This is a genomic window from Fictibacillus sp. 26RED30 (assembly GCF_015903845.1).
Lineage (GTDB): Bacteria > Bacillota > Bacilli > Bacillales > Fictibacillaceae > Fictibacillus > Fictibacillus phosphorivorans.
The window spans coordinates 2,040,889-2,060,306 of sequence record NZ_JACZDV010000001.1 but is presented as its reverse complement, the minus strand read 5'-3'; the positions used below and the strand labels follow the sequence as shown (position 1 = coordinate 2,060,306).

The window sequence follows — 19,418 nt, the reverse complement described above, 5'->3', positions numbered from 1 at the left end:
TAACATGAAGCACTATAAAACGACCGTTATAGTCTTTCTAACCGTTTGTGCAGTTATTTTTCTAATGTCAGCTTGCAGCAAGGAAAAGGAGAAGCCTAAAGAAAAACACGGTGAAGTAGCTTCTCAGCTTAATCCCGTTCTATCCATCCAACAAAGAAACGATGGCATTGATATACTGGCTGTTCTCGAGAACCAAAGCAATCATACTGTAACTTTATCATTCAACAGTTCCAAGATGTTCGATGTTTCTATAGTGGATTCTTCAAGTAAAGAAGTTTTCAGGCATTCTAAAGGGAAAAACTATGAGAAAAAACAAGAGGATGTACAGATAAAAGCAGGAGCAAGTCACATTTGGAAAACAAAGTGGAAACTCTCTGCTGCAAAAAGAAAAGCCGGGATCTATAAAGTGAACGCAACCTTTCTACCGAATGAAATCTCACCTGGTTCATTGAAGACTGAGAATATAACAGTGAAAGAAACGCTCACTCTTCAAGGAGGAACTGAAGAACTGAGAAATAATTCTTTTCGAAACATACACTTTTCAGGAAAAGACGGTAGTTACAAAGTTTCAGGAGAGGCGAGAGTATTTGAAGCATCTTTTGCCTATTCAGTATCTGATGGTCATAACGTTTTTATTGAAAGACATGAACAAACAGCTGAAGGTGCACCAGCTTGGGCTCCATTCTCGTTTAACATTAACATTCCGGAGGAAGATTTACCTATAAACGGCACCCTCATGCTTGAATTGTTTAACTACAATCCTAAAAATGGGGGGAAATCAGATACACTAGCGGTGCCGCTTCAATCATTCAAATAGACGTTAGTCATGTGTACAAGTTTATACCAACAAAAAAACCAGCCTAATCATAAAGGCTGGTGTGAAAATTTAAGCATTCTCTTCTAGTGCTTTTTGAATTTCTGGCATTAATTCGTTCCAGTCACTGTCGTTCGTTTTATTTACTGTAATAAAGTTTTCAAAACCAAAAATTGATTCTACTCCATCAATGGATAATAGTGCTTTTGCAAGTGGTGAATCTGATTCATCACCTACGCGTGCAGAAAGTCTGCCTTCTAAAAATTTCTCTGAACCATCAAATTTAATTGCGTTTGGATTCGGTGTTGGTTGGATTGAAAATTCTACTGCCATTACAAACACTCCTTTAAAGTATAGTATTAAAAATGAAATGCATATCTTTTAGAGATGATATCATGGAAATCCAATGAATTATACAGATGCTTCGTAACTGAGTTATTGATACCCGTTTCGAGTTCAATGGATTTAATGCCATCTCTTTCGGCCCAATAGATCAAGTGTAGCAAAATTTTACGGGCGATTCCTCTGTTACGGTGTTTTTCATGTACATAAAGCTCATTTAACCAAAGATATGGTCCACCGATACGAAGACTTACTCCCAAGTTGAAGAAGGCTAGTCCAATCACGGAATTTTCTTCTTCGGCAATGATAATTCCGCTTTTATCTGGGTTTTCAAGTGCCATCTTAATACCAGCAAACGTTCTGGATTTGTCTTCTGGTTCACCGTCCATCGTACGCTGCTGTAAGAATAAATGCGCAATTTCTTCAATGATATGAGATTCAGCTTCATTCGTTACACGATATATTTTCATACAATGCCCCCAAAATTACTCTAAAACATATGGTATCTCGCTTACATAACACATTATAACAAAAATAATAAGAGTTTGACGTTTGATAAATGGTAATTTCTTTCGAATAGTTTAAATAGAGAGATTTAAAAGAGGAGATGAGTAAGAAATGAAGACTCTTGTTTGTTTTGGAGACAGCATCACTTCAAAAGAAAAGAGTAAAGATGGCTCACTTAGATTAACTTCCCGTTTAAGGCAAGAACTAACCGAATGGGTAGTTATGAATGCTGGAATACCTGCAGAAACAACGAGAGCTGCTCTAGTTAGACTACAAGATGACGTTCTAAGGCATCACCCTGATTTTGTAACTATTCTTTTTGGCGCGAATGATTCAAGTGATCATAGACTTATTCCATTAAAAGAGTATGAAAAGAACCTGACTTACATGGTAAATAAAATTGGGGCAGAAAAAGTGATATTGATCAGTCCAGCTCCTGTGTTTGAGAAACAGCAAATGGCACGCACAAATGATAGAATGAAAAAGTATGCACAAACGGTTAAAAAGGTAGCGAAACACGAGGGAACATCATATGTACCTTTGTTCGAAACACTAGTGGAAAAGAACATTCAAAAATACGTGATAGATGATGGTCTTCATTTTAATAAATTCGGATATGAAGAATTAAGTGAACTTGTGCTAAGAAAAATCAAAACATTGACAGCCATTACATTCCCAAAAAAACAGCTTTCTCCGTGAAAAGAGAAAGCTGTTTCTAGTTCTATTTTAGGCGATCGGGATTGTCTTCCAATAAGCTTTCAGCGTCTTCTAAACTTAAGCCAGTGGCTTGAGTAAAAGATTGAGGCTGACCTGACTCTGTATGTTGGTTATCTGCATGTTCAGATATAGAATTGACAGAAGACGAAACACCAGCGTGGCCATCCAATTCTTTTTGAAACTCAGCCAACTGAGCTCGCTCTGCATCAGACGAATTAGCCATTGCAGAAGAAAGAGCATTCTGTGCAACTTCCTTGTCATGACCAGAAAGTTCAGCATGAGGGGCATGTTCACTGTTAGATATCTTGTTATTTAAATCATGTGTGGAATGTTGTACCTTTCCAACAGCCTGTTGAACAGCATTTCTCGCGATTTGAAATAATCTGTTTGCCATCGTTATATGCCTCCTAATGAATTTCTTTCTTCTTTTTCACGTTTGCGATCTTGTTGCTCATCTTTACTGAAAGCCATAGTTGTTTCCTGACTTACCATATCGGCTCCTTGCTTAGTTGCTCGTTTGGAACGACTCTTTTTACTCATTATAAATTCCTCCTTTTCTCCCGTATCTTTAGTTTTTACCGTAAGAAGTACAATATGTAGCTAGAAGCTTCAAACGTTTTAAAAAAGAAATGGAAAAAAAGATCTCCAGCTGACATTCAGCAGAAGATCTTTATCGTGATTAAACAAGTTTTAATATATTTTTTAAGTAATGAGCAATACCTTCTTCTTCGTTTGTAAGGGTTACATAATTCGCTCGTGATTTAAGTTCATCGATCGCATTTCCCATTGCCACTCCATGCCCTGCGTATTCAATCATTTCAAAGTCATTGTCTTCATCGCCAAAAGCTACAATCCGATCTTGTGGAATGTTGTAGTATGCAGCGATTTTTTCTAAGCCAGAGGCTTTGCTGATACCAGAACGAATAACCTCTATAATGTTCCATGGAGCTGCCCAAACTCTTTGGTCGACAACTTCAGCATGCTCCTTTTCAAGCATCGCTCTTAACTCTGGAATATGATGATCCTCTGGATGAACAAGAATTGCGGTAGGGTCATCTTTCAAGGTTTTATGAAGGTCGCCAATTTGAAGAGGATTTTCATTCATGATGAAAGTATTAACAATCACTTCATCAGGTTTTTTTAAATATACATCATCAAGAACCTCCACCATAATATTCTTAACTTTAAACGTCTCACAGGCTGAAATGATACGTTTAGCAACGTCAAGTTCAAGTGGGGAATGGTGAATACCAAAACTTGCATCATGTGGGTGATGAACAAAAGCACCATTAAAGTTCACAATGGGAGTGTTGAGTTCTAGCTCCTCATAATACATGTTTGAAGAACGAAAAGGACGACCAGTAGAAATGCAAACATGGTGACCATGATCGATCAATTGAAAAAGTAGTTCTTTTGTTTTTCTAGGAATTTTTTTCTCATCGTTTAATAAAGTTCCGTCAAGATCTAATGCAATTAAGTAAGGTTGTGTCACGAAAGTACCTGCCTTTTTTAGGATGCTTATATAAAGTGTATTATTTTACTTACAAAAAGTCTATTCATACAGGGCGTCTTTCATGAAAAAGAAACATGTCTCATGATAAGATGGAAAAAAAGAGAAAGAGGAGATACACACATGGTATGTATACAAAAAGGAACGATCGGCGATATTCCTTTCTTACTTGCGGAAAAAAAAGAAAATGCGGGTAAACCGTTGCCGCTTTTTATTTTCATACACGGATATACGAGTGCAAAAGAGCATAATTTACATTTTGCATATTCACTAGCTGAAAAAGATTTTCGAGTCATTTTACCAGATGCACTTCATCATGGTGATCGAATCGTTGCAAACCCTCCTAAGTCGATGGAGTATGATTTCTGGAATATCGTTCAACAAGGTATTCAAGATGTGAACAATATAATGGATTGGGCAAAAGAAAACGAATTTGTTTTGGAAGATCAAATTGCGGTAGGTGGAACTTCTATGGGAGCTATCATTACTTACGGTTCACTCGTAAATAACCCGATGATCAGTGCCGGATGTGCACTCATGGGAACACCAGCTCATCAAAAGTTTGCTAAATGGCAGATCGAAAGAATTCAGAAGGCAGGTTACGATATTCCTCTTACACTAGAAGAGCTTGAAGAATCAATTTCTACATTGAAGGATTTCGACCTTACATTAAATCTTGATAAGCTTAATAACCGTCCATTATTCATTTGGCATAGTGAGGCTGATGCAGTAATACCATATGAGTTTGCAAAACCTTACGTACAAACCTTAACCGAAAAGAATAGTTCATCGGTGTATATGAACGACAAAACCTCCGGACACAAAGTTTCACGTGCTGCCTATTTAAACGCAGTAGAATGGATTGCACAACAATTGAAAGTAAAAAAAGAAACGGTGTAAAGATTACCCCGTTTCTTCAAGCTTAAGCCTATATGTTCTTTTTGGCTGATACATATGGTCGATTTCGTCAATTTGCTTTTGTAGAGAATGCATGATGCGAAGGGACCAAACTCCCTGTTCGTTAAATTCTTCTGGGATGTCGGTTATGGTTACTTTATAGCCGGATCGGTGGTAATATTCATAAGAAACCTTCATTCGATCAACATCCTTTCCATAATTTAAAAAAATAATAACAAAGAAAAAGAAAAAAGTAAACTGAAAAGTGTATATATTCTGAAAATTAAAGGAGTGGGAATTTTGCCAGTCACAAAAAGAACACCACTACCTATTGCTGAGGCAGTAAATAAAATCATGGAACACACCCGCCTATGGGAAATTGAAAAAGTTTCAATCATGGAGTGTGATCATCGAATATTGGCAGAGGATCTTACAGCTACCCATGATGTTCCTCCTTTCAATCGGTCACCATATGATGGTTTTGCAATTCGTTCTGATGATACGAAACATGCATCACTGGATAACCCCATTACATTAAATGTTGTAGAGACGATAGGGGCAGGACAAGTTGCAACTCGTGAAGTGAAGAGCGGGATAGCAGTTCGCATTATGACAGGTGCACAAATCCCGGATGGTGCTGATGCAGTTATCATGCTGGAACTAGTAAAAGAGCTTGTTAACGATAATCAAATCATCATAAAACGATCTGTTAAAAAGGATGAAAACATTTCCTTTCAAGGGGAAGACACACAAAATGGAACACTCTTAGTAAGAGCAGGAACGAAAATCACTCCAGGAATAGTAGCGATTCTCTCAACGTTTGGTTATCACACCGTTTCTGTGTACAAAAGGCCTATCGTAGGTATTCTTTCAACAGGAACAGAACTTCTCGACGTAAATGAAGAACTGCAGCCAGGAAAAATAAGAAACAGCAATGCATACATGTGTGCAGCACAAGTTAGAGCGATGGGAGCAGAAGTAAAGCTCTATCAACATCGTGAGGATAACTTTGATTCTTTATATAAAAGTATTAAAGCAGCACTGCAAGAAACTGATGTTTTGATTACAACAGGTGGTGTATCTGTTGGTGATTATGATTTTCTTCCAGAGGTATACAAAAAGCTTGGTGCAGATGTTCTTTTTAATAAAATTGCCATGCGTCCAGGCAGTGTTACTACCGTTGCACGTTATGAAGATAAATGGCTTTTTGGCCTTTCAGGAAACCCGTCAGCTTGCTTTGTTGGAGCTGAACTTTTTATAAGACCTGTAATTTTAAAAGGAATGAACATGTTAAAACCACACTGCACAGTTACAAAAGCAATACTTTCGAGTGATTTTCCAAAGCCTAATCCGTTTACTCGATTTGTTAGAGCTGTAATAACTGAAGTAGGCGGTGGAAAAATCGTAACGCCTGCTGGTCTTGATAAATCAAGCTCTGTTTCCTCTTTAGTTGAGGCAAACTGTCTAATTGTTTTGCCTGGAGGTACAAGAGGTTGGGAAAAAGGAAACGAGGTTGGTGTAATCACATGGCACGGCGAAGGGAGCGAATGGCCGTGGAATCACCCGTTATTCTCCAAGTCGTCGGTTATCAAAACAGTGGAAAAACAACACTAATAAAAAAATTGCTCAAAAGGTTGGCGGAACTCCATCTACAAACAGGAGTGATTAAGCATCATGGTCACGGAGTTCGGGTAGACCATAATGATTCTGGAAAAGATACAGAGCAACATCGAAACGCCGGTGCGCATGTAACATGTGTGATTTCATCTGAGAACTCAATATTGACTACGAATTCAGAATTACCATTGAATAAAGCAATCGCTATATACGAAACCCTTGAAATGGACTGTATTCTAATAGAAGGTTATAAAAATATACAATTTCCGCGAGTCGTACTTTTACGAAACGATGCAGAAGATATTGATCTATTGATTCATTCTCGTGATGTGATCGCAACGATCCATTTGAACAAGTCTTTAGCAACACCAATTCAGAGAACAGGCAGTCCTAGTCCCAGATTTACAAGGGATGATGAAAAGAAGTGGATGGATTGTATAGTAACATACATCATTCAAGAACATCGCAAGGAGAGTGGGTCATGAAAAAATTTAATATCACGGAGAAGTCTATAAACAATCAAGAAGTCATTGATCAAGTGGTCCATCACAATGCAGGTGCCATTTCTGTCTTTATCGGTACGGTTAGGGAAATGACTGGAGAAAAACAAACGAAGTTTCTTCATTATGAAGCATATGTACCGATGGCAGAAAAGCAGCTTGAAAAAATCGGAATCGAGATTCAAGAAAAATGGCCGAATGCGATCACGGCTATAACACATCGAATCGGAACCCTCCAAATATCTGATATCGCGGTTTCGATTGCTGTATCTACTCCTCATCGGCAAGATGCATTTGAAGCAAGTCGATATGCAATTGAGCGTATCAAGGAAATAGTGCCCATTTGGAAAAAAGAGCATTATGCAGATGGAGAAGAGTGGGTAGGCAACCAAAAAGGTACAAAAACTTATCCTGCTGGACACCCAGAGGGAGTGAAGAAATGATGATAAAAATCTTATTGTTTGCAAATTTGGCGCAGCAAGCCGAAACAGAAAGAGTTTCTATTGAAGTAAAATCTCCTCTTTCTGTAGAAGAAGTAAGAAACATGCTTCAAAATCAAGTCGGAAAACTATCTGGAATCGAAAATGCACTCGTTGCTGTAAATGAGGAGTATGTAGATTTAACGGATCAAGTAAACGATGGGGACACGGTTGCTTTCATACCACCTGTTAGTGGGGGTTAATGACTAGTGATTGTTAAAAACCGAGAAGTATTATTTTGAAAGTAGTTGATTGGAGCGAAAAATCAACTTGCATATGTAGAGAACTAGAAACATGCAAAAGCAAAAAAACTTATAGAAAAAATGAAGGAACCTGCCTGACTCGTCACTCTGTAGGTTCCTTTTTGTTTTGTTTAAAACAAGATATACAGAGATTTTGATTATTTACGATGTGACCTTGAAAAAAACCGTCCACACAATATAAATTCTTAGCGCAGATTGCACAGTTTCCTACAAGTTCCTTCATTCCTTCATCTCCTTCGCTTTAAACGGTTTGATTTTTTCATTCGAGGTAACGCTGATGAGGGCTGTTTACGCAGCCATTTTAAGAATTTTTTTAGTTCTGGAGCATCTCTTAACTTTTCAACGGTGTTGTATAGTGACGCTAGCTCAGAATTTGTATACAAAAAGTGAATCTGTTTATGACAAGGGATACATAGGTTTGCGGTGGCAGAGAATCTGCCGCCTTCTTCTTTAGGTATTAGGTGATGAACGGTTAATTCGAGTGGTTCTCTTCTACAAAGCTCACATGTGCCTTTCTCCAAGGTTTTTCACAATCCCTTCAACTTAGAATATCTGTCTATAGATATATGTACCATCTTCTTTTCCTTTGAATAGGATGTGGTAGAAGGAGGGGGTAATATGTATCCGCAACCATATCCGTATGGAGGATCACAAAATTTTGGTGGGCAATCGGCGGGAATGGGTCGATCCCCATTTAAAAAAATGTATAAAACATGCTTAAAAAACAGAAATCAGCATGTGCAATTAATGTTGATGGATGGTGCAACATATACAGGATTTATTGAATATGTCGACCAACAAAACGTTTATTTTGCTATTCCATATGTAGAAGAAGCTCAAGAAAATCGCAACTCAGAAGCGCAATATGATGTAAGAGGATATCAGATCTATCGATGTATGTTTCCGCTTCATGCTGTGGCAGGAGTAAACGGAGCGTTTTAAGGGAAATTTTGATGGAATCCTTCTTTTTTTAGCAAGAGTTATCAGTGTAAGCGCGGGTAACCTATAGAAGAAAGGAGGGTACATCAACGTATGGGGCAAAATAAACATTTTAAACATGGCCAGAAAGCACCAAATAACGGGATGTATGTAGAAATTGGTGAAACAGGAAGTATGGTAAATGATCCGCAACAGGTCCATTTATCAGCTGGTGACCGATTTCCAGAGACAACGAATCATAACAGAGTTTGGACATATAAAAGAAAGCCATAGCAAAAATAAAAACCCGGTAACTAACCCGGGTTTTTATTTTATATTTCTTCACTTTTTGCTGGTAATAACTCACCAAGAATAGAAATAATGACTGTAAATACTACTCCAAAAATACAAGCTGTTACGAAATCGAATGTTCCGCCTTGCATTGAAACGAGCACATAAAAAATCATATTACTTAATAATAAAGACCAGATTAACGTCCAAATATAACGCATGCCACATTCACCTCTTTATGTAAACGAATTCTTTACCCTTCTGTATAGTAACAAAAGTTGAGATAAAGGGAAAGATTCTTTGTGTAAATAATCGATCAATAATCCATAAATGTTAGAAATTTTCATAAATTGTTCAAGCTTAACAGGATAAGGAATGAGTACGAAGAAGAAAGTACATATAAAACAGACATTAATATTCGGAGGGATGAAAGATGGAAGAAAAGTTGGATGAATTGAAAGCATTAGAAGAACAAGAAGAAAAGAATTTGACTTCTGAAGGAAAACAAACGTTAGAACAATTGAAAAAAGAACTTAATTCTTAGGCAGATAACTTTAGCTAATTTGTTTCCCCTGCATACATTGGTTAAGAAAAGCGAATTCGAGGGGAGAAATGTGAGTATCGACAAACGCACTTTCCAGATAGACAATCAATGGAATATTATACACCTACCGAAGCAGCCGAACGGTTTTGGCGTCATGATCATCGGCGATTGCAGTCATTATGTTGATGAGCATACAAGTCTTTGGAAACAAAACACTGAACGTGCAAATCTCATTCAAGCCCTCAAAAATCAAGGATATACCATCTTTTATTCTAACTTATACGGAAGACATTGGGGCAGTCCGAGAGCAGTCATTCTTGCAAAGCGACTATACCACTATGTTATGAAGCATGAAATATTAAACCCGAATATTCATTTGATCGCAGAGGGTATGGGATCACTTGTTGCACTGCAGCTTATGGAGGATATGGAAAAAAATATTCGCTCCGCCTTATTTATAAATCCTTGTATAGACCTGCAGCATCATTTTAATCATGAAAGACAGAACCGGTTATTCTTTAAACGGCTGAAAAGAGAAATTATTTCTGCTTACAACTCGGAAGAAGATATTGATTCATTTATAGATAAACTACCTCAAACAGAACAACTTACAGCGAAAACTCCGGTTCAGATATGGCATGCGGCACGCGGTGTTGCATTTAATTTTAAAGAACACAGCAGGCCATATGAGAAGAGAAGACAAGAGATTGATGCGCCTATATCATTATCTATTCATGTACCTGAAGCTACGTTTAATCCGGCAAGGGCCTTTCAAGAATATTTTAAAAACCATGAAAAAGTGTTATAGAAACTCCATTACCGTAGTACGTGATGGGGTTTTTGTGTGCAAAAAAAGTATCGTATTCTCTCGAGTATCACCATAGGATAGTAAGAGGAGAAAAATGGACTGGAGGCTCTTACATGAAAAAGGCATTTGTAACAGGAGCGGCAGGGTTTATCGGTTACCATTTGTGCAGCCGTTTGTTGGATGAAGAAGTGGACGTCGTCGGCATTGATATGGCAGAATCTCCAGACCGGATTGATTTTATTGCACGTCATGCCGGATTTCAATATCTTCCTTATGATATTAATGAAACGGATCTTCAACCACATACAAACGGCTGCGATGTTATTTTCCACCTAGCTTGCTCAGTCAAACCAACAGCACCGTGGGCGAATATTGAAGATGAAGTGCAAAGAAACGTATCCGTTCTTAAAAAAGTCGCTTCATTAGCTAATAGTGAAACAAAATTAATTTATGTATCTTCCTATGATGTATATGGTAAAAGACAAGGTGATGTTTTGGAATCTTCACCAAAAAATCCAGAATCCCTTTTTGGTCTAATAAAGCTAACGGAAGAAAATATCGTAAAACAACTTGCTGAACAGCATGATTTTCCGTTCGTAATCATGAGACTTCCTACTGTCTATGGACCCGGACAGCCCGAACATCATACGTACCAACAGGTGATTTCAATAGAGGACCAAGACCAGAATAGGAATGATTCGATCTCCAAAGATTCTGTTACAGAAGACGTATTGTTCGTTGATGACGCAGCTGAGGCATTATTCTTGGCAGGTAAATCAACCGCGAAAAATGAGATCTATAACATATCTAGTGGCAACCAGAACCAATGGCTAGAAGGATTAACAGAATTAAAAGCAGATCAATTAACATTTAAAGAAAAAAGAAAGATGCGGATTAAAGGCGAAAAAGCGGAGACTGAGCTCGGGTTTCGTGCGAAAACGAAAATAAAAGAAGGCATCATGAAACAAATAATGCATTTTAGAAATAGAAATAAAAAATCAAAGCCGAATTCTAAAGAGATTTAGCTAAAAAAGGTGGTCCTGAAGATTTTCGGGAGCACCTTTTTAGATGTTTAGGGAAGTTTACGGACTAAATGAATCGTAGTGGGGGATAGGGTATTTTGTAGTTTATCATTGTCGAGGTATGTCACCTCGCCAGTAAATGAGAAAAACTCGCCGGAATAAGTTCCACATTTCTAGGATTATTCCAAAAATTTCTTGAATTAATTGTATGGATACCTAGCTACTATAATCGAAATCATAGTTGGCTTGAAAATTAATCACAAAACGTTTTATCCACCGAACATTTTTCTTTATAATAGAAAATGGGTTAAAAGCCGTTTACATAATGTAAGGGAGGAACTTAAGAAGATGGATACAGAACGCAATATGAAATTTATGCAGATCGCTATGTCACATCTGCCAGAAGCACAAGCTTTTTTAGAGAGAAAAGGAATTGAGCTTGGCATGGAGGATGTGCAGCCGATGCTTCAGCTTTTGATGAACGTAATGAACGATGCATACGAACTCGGAAAAGAAGAGGGTAAGTAAACAAAGAAAAGCCAACCAGCTCGGGTTGGCTTTTTTTACTTCTTCTTAAACGCAGAAAAGATAGGTGAGATCTGTTGTGCGACTTTTACTGATTGGTCGATAACAGCAAAAATTTTATTATAGTCTAGAGAACCTTCCTGCGTTCGAAAAGAATGTAGAAATGGTCGAGGCATCGGTTGATGAAACGGTGGTGCCGGCATGCCTCTGAATCCAGGGCCGCCAAAATGTTGAGGTGGTGGAAACCCTTGCTGCATATGCTGCTGGTTTTGGCCCATTGGAAAACGTCCAGGAAACTGCGGAGGATACATTGGTTGCTGTCTAGCTTGAGGATTATGCATGTTGAACCACTCCTAATATCAATTTCACTAAACTTACATTTTTCTTCCATACAGGATATGCCCTACGGCTTATATTGGTGAAAAGAAAAGAACTTTAACTAGACAAAATATAAGAGATATCATAAAATTAGTACCAGGTCATAATATTTGATTATAAAGATTTTACAATTACTTCTTTCCTTTTAGGAAGTAATAAATTGAAGTGGCAAGTTGCTCACCTAAACAGGAGCGATGGAAAAGATTTTCATTGAAAATAAACTAAAGCCAAAGGGGTAATGTTATGAATGCAGGAATCATAGGGATGGGAAGTTATATCCCTGAAAAAATTCTAGCGAACTCCGACCTGGAAAAGATTGTTGATACAAGTGACGAGTGGATTCGAACTCGAACAGGAATCGTAGAACGTAGAATTGCGGAGGAATCGGTAAAAACGTCTCATATGGCTAGATATGCAGCGGAAGAAGCGATAAAAGATGCTGGCATCTCTGCAGAAGAAATTGATCTTATCGTTGTTGCGACGGTTACACCAGATAATCCTTTTCCATCAGTTGCATGTCAATTACAAGAATCACTAGGTGCGAAGAATGCCGTAGGTATGGATGTAAGTGCAGCTTGTGCAGGATTTATTTATGGTTTGGTGGTAGGAAAGCAATTTATTGAAACGGGAACATATAAAAATGTTCTAGTCGTTGGTGCTGAAAAGCTATCTAAGATAACAGATTGGAAAGATCGTAATACAGCTGTGCTTTTCGGAGACGGAGCTGGAGCGGCTATCCTTTCAAATGTTAGTGAAGGTAGAGGCATCCTTTCATTTGAGCTTGGTTCAGACGGAACAGGAGCAAAACATTTGTACCAAGACGAATTTATCCATATGAATGGCAGAGAAGTTTTTAAATTTGCTGTGCGTCAGATGGGTGAGACTTCATTAAATGTTGTTCATAAAGCAGGTTTGACGAAAGAAGACGTTGATTTCTTAATTCCGCATCAAGCGAATATAAGAATCATGGAAGCTTCACGAGAACGTTTAGAGCTTCCGAAAGAAAAAATGGTCATGACGATTGACAAGTTTGGTAATACATCATCTGCTTCAATACCAATGGCATTAAAAGAAGCCCTGAAAGATGGTAGAATAAAAGAAGATCATACAATCGTACTTGTTGGATTTGGTGGAGGACTAACCTGGGGTGCTGTTGCGCTTCGTTGGGGACGATAAATCATCAATTACAACAATGTGTACAAAGGAGAGTTGGTTTTACAATGAAAAAGAGAGTAGTCGTAACCGGTCTAGGAGCCGTAACACCTCTTGGAAACAGCGTAGAAGAAACATGGAAAAAGATTGTTGAAGGTCAAAGTGGTGTAGGTCCACTTACAAGAAGAGATAAAGAAAAGTTTCCGGTTAAAGTTGCTGCAGAAGCAACAGAATTTAATCCGGAAGATTTTATGGATAAAAGAGAAGCACGCCGTATGGATCGTTTTACGCAGTTTGCGGTAGCAGCATCTATTATGGCTGTTAAAGATGCGAATTTAGATATCACGGAAGAAATTGCACCTCGCGTAGGAGTATGGATTGGTTCTGGTATTGGTGGAATGGATACTCATGAAGAACAATTCCGTATTTTTGAAGCGAAAGGTGTAAGACGCGTTAGTCCATTTTTCGTACCGATGATGATTCCGGATATGGCATCTGGTCAAGTTTCGATTACAATTGGTGCTAAAGGTATGAACTCATGTACCGTAACGGCTTGTGCATCAGGTGCAAACTCAATCGGAGATGCATTCAAAGTGATCCAGCGCGGAGATGCAGATGTAATGGTTACAGGTGGAACAGAAGCACCGATCACAGACATGGCACTAGCAGGATTCTGCCAAGCAGGAGCACTATCAACGAATCCAGATCCAAAAACAGCTAGCCGTCCGTTCGATAAAGACAGAACTGGATTTATCATCGGTGAAGGAGCTGGGATTCTAGTTCTAGAAGAATACGAATTTGCGAAAAAACGGGGAGCTAAAATTTACGCAGAAATCGTAGGGTACGGAGCTACAGGTGATGCTTATCATATCACTCAACCTGCTCCAGGCGGTGAAGGCGGAGCACGTGCCATGAGACAAGCTGTTGAAGATAGCGGTCTAGCTCCAGAAGAAATCTCTTACATTAACGCGCATGGTACAAGTACGGATTACAACGATAAGTTTGAAACAGCGGCCATTAAAGCTGTGTTTAACGAGCATGCTTATAAGATTCCGGTCAGCTCTACAAAATCAATGACCGGCCACTTATTAGGAGCTGCAGGTGGAATTGAAGCAATCTTCTCTGTAAAAGCGATTCAGGAAAGTATTCTTCCTCCAACAATTAACTATGAAACACCAGATGAAGAGTGCGATCTTGATTATGTTCCAAATACGGCAAGACAGGCAGAAGTGAAAGCTGTTCTTAGTAACTCACTAGGTTTCGGTGGACATAATGCATCATTAGTCTTTAAAAAAATAGAAGAATAATTCGTTGTCAAACCCCGTTTTCTTTTGAAAGCGGGGTTTTGCATACTTCGAGTTAATTACCTTAATTTAGAATAAAAAGGACAACCTCTGACTATACTGATTTTAAATACAAATCGGCAAAGAAGTGAGGGGTACAGATGTTATATTTACGTGATGTTTGGGTCAACTGGTTTGAAGGAGAAGAGAACGGCTATAACGTTTGTGAGTTTCATGAATGGAGAAAAGACGACTATATTGAATTATTGGATCAAGTACCCATTATTAAAATAGAATCCACACTCTTTCATTATATCGAGAATGATTTGAATGATCTGCCGGATTCCCTGCTTGAAGAGGTACACCAGAAAGCTTACGTTAGAAAGAACAACCAAAGGGTGCAACTCGAACATTGCTTTATCATCACGGATGAAAAGAAATCTCTCATCATAGATACGATGGGTTATAGAATACCAATCCGTAAGAGCAGACTCATACCAAGACAAGAACAGCTAGTATTTGAGATGGCAGAGCAGACGGAGACAAACGTCTATACGTTCAGTGAGAAGCAGTTAAGTAAGGAATATCACATCCTATCTCCGAATCCAGACAGCATGCGAGGCTTAACTCGTAAAGAGAGACAGTTGAAGCAACTCTTATTCATGGCTTTAGATCAGCTTCATTCAACAAAAAATGTCGCTGAGATGAGATATTGGTGTACAGAGTGGATGCCAGAGCAATACGGTAGAATTCAAAGGATGGATTTTGACGAAGCATGGGATGCTTTATACTGTGAATTAAAAAGCGGATGGTCCAAACAACATGTGGATATGTGTGAGAGGCTAGTAAAAGGACAACCGTATTTTGAAAAGATCTGGGAGCTTGAGAACGGTACACAAGTGAACTAGGTATCGTTTCTAAAATAAGAAAAACCAGCAGTTGATCAAAGAATCAGTTCTGCTGGTTTTTTTGTGTGTTCAATTTTTTATAGAGTTCGAAAAATCGATAAAATTAAACACGTTTACGAGCTAATCCCATTGCTCGCTCCGCTTTGTTCAACGTTTTATTCGCCACACGATTTGCTTTTTCTGCACCAGAATCAAGAATGTCATCTAATTCAGTCGATGCTAAATATTCTTTATAACGTTCTTGGATAGGTTTAAGAGCGTTAATGACAGCTTCTGCCACACCTTGTTTAAAGTCACCATACCCTTTGCCCTCATACTTTTCTACGAGCGATTTGATGCTTTCTCCTGATAACTGTGAATAGATCGTTAATAGGTTTGAAATGCCTGGCTTATTTTCTTTGTCATAAGCAACTACACCTTCTGAGTCAGTAGTAGCACGCTTAATCTTCTTTAAGATTACAGATTCGTCATCAAGCATAGAGATAAATGAATTTTGATTAGGATCAGACTTGCTCATCTTTTTCTCAGGATCTACAAGTGACATGATTCTTGCACCTTCCGAAGCAATACGAGGCTCTGGAACCACAAAGACTTCACGATACTTCTTATTAAAGCGTTCAGCGATATCTCGAGTTAACTCAAGATGCTGCTTTTGATCATCTCCAACTGGAACGATACTCGTGTTATAAAGAAGGATATCTGCTGCCATAAGAGGTGGATAGGTTAGTAACCCAGCAGATACAGCTTCTTTTCCAGTTGATTTATCTTTGAACTGTGTCATGCGCTCTAATTCACCAATATACGTAACACATTGCATCATCCATCCCATTTTCGTGTGAGCTGGAACTTCAGATTGAATGAAAATTGTCGATTTTTCAGGATCGATTCCTGCTGCTAAATACAAAGCAGCTAAATTTCTGCTGTTTTTTTTCAATTCAACAGGATCTTGTGCCACCGTAATGGCGTGCTGATTAACAACGCAGAAATAACATTCATGTTCATTTTGAAGTTCAACAAAATGCCTCATCGCTCCAATGTAGTTACCGATCGTTAAATTTCCGCTCGGCTGAATGCCTGAGAAGATTACAGACATGATTCATCTCTCCTTTATTTTTAAAAATCAATATAAAAAGGCCCACTCGTCGCCTCATGCAAGGGACGAATGGACCGCGGTGCCACCCTTATAATTTTCATACATACCGAAAATCTCTTTGACACGTACAGGTAAAGTACCGATACGCTGTCCATTATATCGTGCGGACATCTACACGCCTGAGCCTACTAGTAAGGTTCGGTCAGAATGCTCAAAAGCCCATTCCATCATGATTCACTACCTGTTCTCACCAACCACAGGCTCTCTGAGAGCTTCACATCATGTACTCTTCTTTCTCATCGCATATAACATTTATTTTTTGTAGTATACACAAATTATAGAAGATATGCAACGGCAATCGTGATGAAAGTTAAAAGAAGGCCACTGTATAAAAACGACTTCATATATGAGACATTTATTCGCTCTGATACTTGAAAGTTTGTCTTAAATGAAACCACATCATCGATCTCTGGATGTCTTGATAATGATCGAGCCACTTTTTTAAAGCTGTACGTTATAAAATCAAAGAATCCACCTTTGGCTACGTATAAAGCAATGCCAATAAGCGCAACCGATAATGAAAAATAAAATAAAGTATTTACGTATTTTTCAAGGGTAAAAGGTCCGGAAGATATCAAACTAACGCCAAATGCTATCACGACAGGGAACGCTGATATGATCAGGATTCTCTTAAAAAGTATGTTCATCTGTAGAAGCCTCCATCTAGTAAGAATTACACCATAAACATAAAGAAATGTAACATATTTTTTGAATTATACCGTCAGACTTTACTCCTATTGTAACAAATGAAATATAAAAATGACGAATTATCTTACAAAGTGAAGCATGTCTTATCCTCACAAAAAATCGAGAATGTAATATTCATGCTAGTTTACACATAATTTTGGTAAAATTTGTAGAATTATCAGAAAATAAACCCTGTTTAGTAATAGGTATATATACCTATTTTTTGTTAAGGAAAAGTAAATATAATGGGCTTTTTGTAAAACTCTTAAAAAAAATAAATGCACAATTGTTTGAAAACTTGTATAATCGAACTTGTAGATGAAAATGTCTGATAATTCTTGATGCTTTTATCTGCTAACAATTTAACAGGATAAAAAGGGGAGGTCGACTCATGAAGAAGTCAAAATGGTCATTGCTTCTTACATTAGTACTTGTACTAAGCATGTTCTTAGCTGCATGTAGTGGCGGAGACAAAGACAAGGCAAGCGATTCTAAAGGCGGCGAAGGCGAGAAAGCAACTGAAAAGCCAAATGAGCCACAAGTACTTAATCTTGTTGATTCAACGGAGATTCCATCAATGGATTCTTCACAAGCAACAGATGCAGTTTCATTTGAAGTAATGAACAACGTGTTCGAAGGATTATATCGTCTTGATAAAGACAATCAACCAACTGAAGGTGTTGCTGAAAGTCACAAAGTAAACGAAGATGGCACAGTTTACACGTTCAAATTAAATCCAGACGCTAAATGGAGCGATGGTTCTCAAGTAGTAGCGAAAGATTTCGTTTACGCTTGGCAAAAAGCATTACACCCAGATACTCTTTCTGAGTATGCTTACATCATGGGACCTGTTAAGAACGCAAACGCGATCCAAACTGATGGTGATCCATTATACGGTAAAGTAGAAGAGTTAGGTGTTAAAGCAGTTGATGAAACGACTCTTGAAGTAACTCTTGAAGCTCCAGCTCCTTATTTCCTAGGACTAACTGGATTTGCAACGTTCTACCCGCAAAAAGAAGAATATGTTAAATCTCAAGGTGATAAGTTCTCCCTTGAAGCTAACACTATGATCTACAATGGTCCTTTCGTTCTTTCTGAGTGGAAGCATAACGAAGGATGGCAAATGAAGAAGAACGATCAATATTGGGACAAAGACACTGTGAAGCTTGACGAAGTTAACGTAAAAATCGTTAAAGACGTAGCTACAGGTGTTAACTTATATGAAACAGGTCAAGTCGATACGGTTGGATTAAACTCTGAGTTTGTTGATCAGTTCCAAGGTAACGAAGATCTTTACACTCGTGGTGAAGCAACTGTGTTCTTCCTACGTATCAACCAAAAAAGAGAAGAACTTAAAAACGTAAATATCCGTAAGGCAATTGATATGGCTTACGATAAAAAAGCTCTAGTTGATGTATTACTTAACAACGGATCTACTCCAGCTTACTACTTAGTACCTGGTGAGTTCACGTTCAGCCCTGAAGGTAACGAAGATTTCCGTAAAACGAACGGAGACTTTGGTAAATTTGATCCTGAAGAAGCGAAAAAGCTTTGGGAAAAAGGACTTAAAGAAATTGGTAAGAAAGAAGTTGCTATTGAGTTCTTGAACTATGATTCTGATGGTGCTAAGAAAGACGGAGAATACATTAAGAACCAATTAGAAAAGAACCTACCTGGTTTGAAAGTTTCTATTAAAGCTCAACCGTTCAAGCAAAAACTTGAGCTAGAGTCTAAAGGTGAGTATGACATTTCTTATGCTGGTTGGGGTCCTGACTATCAAGATCCAATGACTTTCATCGACATGTTCGTAACTGGTGGAGCTCATAACCAAATGGAATATTCTAACCCTAAGTATGACGAGCTAGTTAATAACGCGAAGAAAGAAACTGACGTTAACAAGCGTTGGGATATGATGCTTGAAGCAGAAAAAGTACTTTTTGAAGATCAAGCAATCTCTCCAATTTACCAAAGAGGTGTAACTGGACTTCGTAAACCTTATGTAAAAGGTGTAGTTAACCACTTATTTGGTGCAGATGTTTCTTACAAGTGGATCTATATCGATGGTAAACAGTAATAATTGTACTATTGAAAAATAGTAAATAG

At 38.1% G+C, this 19,418-nt stretch carries 27 protein-coding genes and 1 other annotated feature; of the genes, 16 read left to right on the top strand and 11 right to left on the bottom strand.

Annotation, left to right across the window (positions count from 1 at the left end; all coding sequences use genetic code 11):
- Positions 1 to 4 precede the first annotated feature (4 nt).
- Positions 5 to 817 (top strand): BsuPI-related putative proteinase inhibitor, encoded by an 813-nt coding sequence (locus IHV11_RS10575; protein WP_197194570.1) that lies wholly within the window; start codon positions 5 to 7, stop codon positions 815 to 817.
- 69 nt (positions 818 to 886) lie between these two features.
- Here the strand turns inward: IHV11_RS10575 and IHV11_RS10570 are convergent, their stop codons facing one another.
- Positions 887 to 1,147: a NifU N-terminal domain-containing protein gene (locus IHV11_RS10570; protein ID WP_197194569.1), complete on the bottom strand. Its 261-nt coding sequence runs from the start codon at positions 1,145 to 1,147 to the stop codon at positions 887 to 889.
- A 26-nt stretch (positions 1,148 to 1,173) separates the two neighbouring features.
- Positions 1,174 to 1,626, bottom strand: a complete 453-nt coding sequence (locus tag IHV11_RS10565; protein ID WP_197194568.1) for a GNAT family N-acetyltransferase — start codon at positions 1,624 to 1,626, stop codon at positions 1,174 to 1,176.
- Between the two features lie 148 nt (positions 1,627 to 1,774).
- Here IHV11_RS10565 and IHV11_RS10560 point away from each other — a divergent pair, with 148 nt between their 5' ends.
- Positions 1,775 to 2,362, top strand: a complete 588-nt coding sequence (locus IHV11_RS10560; RefSeq protein ID WP_197191284.1) for a GDSL-type esterase/lipase family protein — start codon at positions 1,775 to 1,777, stop codon at positions 2,360 to 2,362.
- Positions 2,363 to 2,384: 22 nt separating this feature from the next.
- Here the strand turns inward: IHV11_RS10560 and IHV11_RS21480 are convergent, their stop codons facing one another.
- The 3 genes from IHV11_RS21480 to IHV11_RS10545 form a co-directional block, all read right to left on the bottom strand.
- A complete protein-coding gene (locus IHV11_RS21480; RefSeq protein ID WP_197194567.1) occupies positions 2,385 to 2,774 on the bottom strand; it encodes a DUF3813 domain-containing protein in 390 nt (129 codons plus the stop codon).
- A 2-nt stretch (positions 2,775 to 2,776) separates the two neighbouring features.
- Positions 2,777 to 2,920 carry a hypothetical protein gene (locus IHV11_RS10550; protein ID WP_186320544.1) on the bottom strand — a complete coding sequence of 48 codons (144 nt, stop codon included), beginning with the start codon at positions 2,918 to 2,920 and terminating at the stop codon, positions 2,777 to 2,779.
- Between the two features lie 139 nt (positions 2,921 to 3,059).
- A complete protein-coding gene (locus IHV11_RS10545) occupies positions 3,060 to 3,872 on the bottom strand; it encodes a Cof-type HAD-IIB family hydrolase (RefSeq protein WP_197127509.1) in 813 nt (270 codons plus the stop codon).
- Between the two features lie 141 nt (positions 3,873 to 4,013).
- Here IHV11_RS10545 and IHV11_RS10540 point away from each other — a divergent pair, with 141 nt between their 5' ends.
- The gene (locus IHV11_RS10540) at positions 4,014 to 4,790 is read left to right on the top strand and encodes a prolyl oligopeptidase family serine peptidase (protein WP_197194566.1); all 777 of its coding nucleotides are present in this window, start codon (positions 4,014 to 4,016) and stop codon (positions 4,788 to 4,790) included.
- Positions 4,791 to 4,793: 3 nt separating this feature from the next.
- On the opposite strand, the gene IHV11_RS10535 is transcribed toward IHV11_RS10540, so the two are convergent.
- Positions 4,794 to 4,985: a hypothetical protein gene (locus tag IHV11_RS10535; protein WP_153238689.1), complete on the bottom strand. Its 192-nt coding sequence runs from the start codon at positions 4,983 to 4,985 to the stop codon at positions 4,794 to 4,796.
- A gap of 102 nt (positions 4,986 to 5,087) precedes the next feature.
- Between IHV11_RS10535 and IHV11_RS10530 the strand changes: the two genes are divergently transcribed.
- Genes IHV11_RS10530 through moaD form a run of 4 tightly spaced genes read left to right on the top strand, consistent with a single transcriptional unit; the run spans position 5,088 to position 7,586 of the window.
- Positions 5,088 to 6,401, top strand: coding sequence for a molybdopterin molybdotransferase MoeA (locus IHV11_RS10530; RefSeq protein ID WP_255547341.1), 1,314 nt, complete (start codon positions 5,088 to 5,090; stop codon positions 6,399 to 6,401).
- Positions 6,341 to 6,889 carry a molybdopterin-guanine dinucleotide biosynthesis protein B gene (gene mobB, locus IHV11_RS10525; protein ID WP_197194565.1) on the top strand — a complete coding sequence of 183 codons (549 nt, stop codon included), beginning with the start codon at positions 6,341 to 6,343 and terminating at the stop codon, positions 6,887 to 6,889. Before IHV11_RS10530 ends, mobB begins: the two co-directional genes overlap by 61 nt.
- Positions 6,886 to 7,347: a molybdenum cofactor biosynthesis protein MoaE gene (locus IHV11_RS10520; protein ID WP_197194564.1), complete on the top strand. Its 462-nt coding sequence runs from the start codon at positions 6,886 to 6,888 to the stop codon at positions 7,345 to 7,347. The genes mobB and IHV11_RS10520 overlap by 4 nt, the downstream gene beginning before the upstream one ends.
- Positions 7,344 to 7,586, top strand: coding sequence for a molybdopterin converting factor subunit 1 (moaD, locus tag IHV11_RS10515; protein ID WP_231620224.1), 243 nt, complete (start codon positions 7,344 to 7,346; stop codon positions 7,584 to 7,586). Before IHV11_RS10520 ends, moaD begins: the two co-directional genes overlap by 4 nt.
- Positions 7,587 to 7,873: 287 nt before the next feature.
- On the opposite strand, the gene IHV11_RS10510 is transcribed toward moaD, so the two are convergent.
- Positions 7,874 to 8,167: an HNH endonuclease gene (locus IHV11_RS10510; RefSeq protein ID WP_197194563.1), complete on the bottom strand. Its 294-nt coding sequence runs from the start codon at positions 8,165 to 8,167 to the stop codon at positions 7,874 to 7,876.
- Positions 8,168 to 8,264: 97 nt separating this feature from the next.
- Here IHV11_RS10510 and IHV11_RS10505 point away from each other — a divergent pair, with 97 nt between their 5' ends.
- Both IHV11_RS10505 and IHV11_RS10500 read left to right on the top strand, forming a co-directional pair.
- Entirely contained in the window at positions 8,265 to 8,588 is a 324-nt protein-coding gene (locus IHV11_RS10505; protein ID WP_197127515.1) for a hypothetical protein, read from the top strand.
- A 90-nt stretch (positions 8,589 to 8,678) separates the two neighbouring features.
- Positions 8,679 to 8,858, top strand: a complete 180-nt coding sequence (locus IHV11_RS10500) for a YjzC family protein (RefSeq protein ID WP_137789873.1) — start codon at positions 8,679 to 8,681, stop codon at positions 8,856 to 8,858.
- A 38-nt stretch (positions 8,859 to 8,896) separates the two neighbouring features.
- Here the strand turns inward: IHV11_RS10500 and IHV11_RS10495 are convergent, their stop codons facing one another.
- Complete coding sequence (locus IHV11_RS10495) at positions 8,897 to 9,076, bottom strand: YjzD family protein (protein ID WP_197127516.1); 180 nt, start codon at positions 9,074 to 9,076, stop codon at positions 8,897 to 8,899.
- Between the two features lie 393 nt (positions 9,077 to 9,469).
- Between IHV11_RS10495 and IHV11_RS10490 the strand changes: the two genes are divergently transcribed.
- The 3 genes from IHV11_RS10490 to IHV11_RS10480 all read left to right on the top strand — a co-directional run bounded on the left by IHV11_RS10490 (position 9,470) and on the right by IHV11_RS10480 (position 11,757).
- The gene (locus IHV11_RS10490; RefSeq protein ID WP_197127517.1) at positions 9,470 to 10,207 is read left to right on the top strand and encodes an alpha/beta hydrolase; all 738 of its coding nucleotides are present in this window, start codon (positions 9,470 to 9,472) and stop codon (positions 10,205 to 10,207) included.
- 113 nt (positions 10,208 to 10,320) lie between these two features.
- Positions 10,321 to 11,232, top strand: coding sequence for an NAD-dependent epimerase/dehydratase family protein (locus tag IHV11_RS10485; RefSeq protein ID WP_197194562.1), 912 nt, complete (start codon positions 10,321 to 10,323; stop codon positions 11,230 to 11,232).
- Between the two features lie 345 nt (positions 11,233 to 11,577).
- Positions 11,578 to 11,757, top strand: coding sequence for a ComZ family protein (locus tag IHV11_RS10480; RefSeq protein ID WP_197194561.1), 180 nt, complete (start codon positions 11,578 to 11,580; stop codon positions 11,755 to 11,757).
- Positions 11,758 to 11,792: 35 nt separating this feature from the next.
- Here IHV11_RS10480 and IHV11_RS10475 read toward each other — a convergent pair whose 3' ends face one another.
- Positions 11,793 to 12,095: a YppG family protein gene (locus IHV11_RS10475; RefSeq protein ID WP_197127520.1), complete on the bottom strand. Its 303-nt coding sequence runs from the start codon at positions 12,093 to 12,095 to the stop codon at positions 11,793 to 11,795.
- A gap of 280 nt (positions 12,096 to 12,375) precedes the next feature.
- Here IHV11_RS10475 and IHV11_RS10470 point away from each other — a divergent pair, with 280 nt between their 5' ends.
- From IHV11_RS10470 to IHV11_RS10460, 3 genes are all read left to right on the top strand, one after another.
- Positions 12,376 to 13,308, top strand: a complete 933-nt coding sequence (locus IHV11_RS10470) for a beta-ketoacyl-ACP synthase III (protein WP_197194560.1) — start codon at positions 12,376 to 12,378, stop codon at positions 13,306 to 13,308.
- A gap of 44 nt (positions 13,309 to 13,352) precedes the next feature.
- Positions 13,353 to 14,591, top strand: coding sequence for a beta-ketoacyl-ACP synthase II (fabF, locus tag IHV11_RS10465; RefSeq protein ID WP_144701151.1), 1,239 nt, complete (start codon positions 13,353 to 13,355; stop codon positions 14,589 to 14,591).
- A 137-nt stretch (positions 14,592 to 14,728) separates the two neighbouring features.
- Positions 14,729 to 15,475, top strand: coding sequence for a YjbA family protein (locus IHV11_RS10460; RefSeq protein WP_197127522.1), 747 nt, complete (start codon positions 14,729 to 14,731; stop codon positions 15,473 to 15,475).
- A gap of 103 nt (positions 15,476 to 15,578) precedes the next feature.
- Here IHV11_RS10460 and trpS read toward each other — a convergent pair whose 3' ends face one another.
- On the bottom strand, positions 15,579 to 16,568 hold the full coding sequence (gene trpS, locus IHV11_RS10455; protein WP_197191277.1) for a tryptophan--tRNA ligase: 990 nt from the start codon (positions 16,566 to 16,568) through the stop codon (positions 15,579 to 15,581).
- A gap of 58 nt (positions 16,569 to 16,626) precedes the next feature.
- Positions 16,627 to 16,877 (bottom strand) — a binding site (T-box leader).
- 26 nt (positions 16,878 to 16,903) lie between these two features.
- Positions 16,904 to 17,275 (bottom strand): DUF3899 domain-containing protein, encoded by a 372-nt coding sequence (locus tag IHV11_RS10450; protein WP_197194559.1) that lies wholly within the window; start codon positions 17,273 to 17,275, stop codon positions 16,904 to 16,906.
- A gap of 431 nt (positions 17,276 to 17,706) precedes the next feature.
- Here IHV11_RS10450 and IHV11_RS10445 point away from each other — a divergent pair, with 431 nt between their 5' ends.
- A complete protein-coding gene (locus IHV11_RS10445; protein ID WP_197194558.1) occupies positions 17,707 to 19,389 on the top strand; it encodes a peptide ABC transporter substrate-binding protein in 1,683 nt (560 codons plus the stop codon).
- The last annotated feature ends 29 nt before the right edge of the window (positions 19,390 to 19,418 follow it).

What these genes read in the sequence shown, in the direction of transcription:
- IHV11_RS10575 (WP_197194570.1), top strand. Translation starts at nt 5, where the DNA reads ATGAAGCACTATAAAACGACCGTTATAGTCTTTCTAACCGTTTGTGCA.
- IHV11_RS10570 (WP_197194569.1), bottom strand. Translation starts at nt 1,147, where the DNA reads ATGGCAGTAGAATTTTCAATCCAACCAACACCGAATCCAAACGCAATT.
- IHV11_RS10565 (WP_197194568.1), bottom strand. Translation starts at nt 1,626, where the DNA reads ATGAAAATATATCGTGTAACGAATGAAGCTGAATCTCATATCATTGAA.
- IHV11_RS10560 (WP_197191284.1), top strand. Translation starts at nt 1,775, where the DNA reads ATGAAGACTCTTGTTTGTTTTGGAGACAGCATCACTTCAAAAGAAAAG.
- IHV11_RS21480 (WP_197194567.1), bottom strand. Translation starts at nt 2,774, where the DNA reads ATGGCAAACAGATTATTTCAAATCGCGAGAAATGCTGTTCAACAGGCT.
- IHV11_RS10550 (WP_186320544.1), bottom strand. Translation starts at nt 2,920, where the DNA reads ATGAGTAAAAAGAGTCGTTCCAAACGAGCAACTAAGCAAGGAGCCGAT.
- IHV11_RS10540 (WP_197194566.1), top strand. Translation starts at nt 4,014, where the DNA reads ATGGTATGTATACAAAAAGGAACGATCGGCGATATTCCTTTCTTACTT.
- IHV11_RS10535 (WP_153238689.1), bottom strand. Translation starts at nt 4,985, where the DNA reads ATGAAGGTTTCTTATGAATATTACCACCGATCCGGCTATAAAGTAACC.
- IHV11_RS10520 (WP_197194564.1), top strand. Translation starts at nt 6,886, where the DNA reads ATGAAAAAATTTAATATCACGGAGAAGTCTATAAACAATCAAGAAGTC.
- moaD (WP_231620224.1), top strand. Translation starts at nt 7,344, where the DNA reads ATGATGATAAAAATCTTATTGTTTGCAAATTTGGCGCAGCAAGCCGAA.
- IHV11_RS10505 (WP_197127515.1), top strand. Translation starts at nt 8,265, where the DNA reads ATGTATCCGCAACCATATCCGTATGGAGGATCACAAAATTTTGGTGGG.
- IHV11_RS10500 (WP_137789873.1), top strand. Translation starts at nt 8,679, where the DNA reads ATGGGGCAAAATAAACATTTTAAACATGGCCAGAAAGCACCAAATAAC.
- IHV11_RS10495 (WP_197127516.1), bottom strand. Translation starts at nt 9,076, where the DNA reads ATGCGTTATATTTGGACGTTAATCTGGTCTTTATTATTAAGTAATATG.
- IHV11_RS10485 (WP_197194562.1), top strand. Translation starts at nt 10,321, where the DNA reads ATGAAAAAGGCATTTGTAACAGGAGCGGCAGGGTTTATCGGTTACCAT.
- IHV11_RS10480 (WP_197194561.1), top strand. Translation starts at nt 11,578, where the DNA reads ATGGATACAGAACGCAATATGAAATTTATGCAGATCGCTATGTCACAT.
- IHV11_RS10475 (WP_197127520.1), bottom strand. Translation starts at nt 12,095, where the DNA reads ATGCATAATCCTCAAGCTAGACAGCAACCAATGTATCCTCCGCAGTTT.
- IHV11_RS10470 (WP_197194560.1), top strand. Translation starts at nt 12,376, where the DNA reads ATGAATGCAGGAATCATAGGGATGGGAAGTTATATCCCTGAAAAAATT.
- fabF (WP_144701151.1), top strand. Translation starts at nt 13,353, where the DNA reads ATGAAAAAGAGAGTAGTCGTAACCGGTCTAGGAGCCGTAACACCTCTT.
- IHV11_RS10460 (WP_197127522.1), top strand. Translation starts at nt 14,729, where the DNA reads ATGTTATATTTACGTGATGTTTGGGTCAACTGGTTTGAAGGAGAAGAG.
- trpS (WP_197191277.1), bottom strand. Translation starts at nt 16,568, where the DNA reads ATGTCTGTAATCTTCTCAGGCATTCAGCCGAGCGGAAATTTAACGATC.
- IHV11_RS10450 (WP_197194559.1), bottom strand. Translation starts at nt 17,275, where the DNA reads ATGAACATACTTTTTAAGAGAATCCTGATCATATCAGCGTTCCCTGTC.
- IHV11_RS10445 (WP_197194558.1), top strand. Translation starts at nt 17,707, where the DNA reads ATGAAGAAGTCAAAATGGTCATTGCTTCTTACATTAGTACTTGTACTA.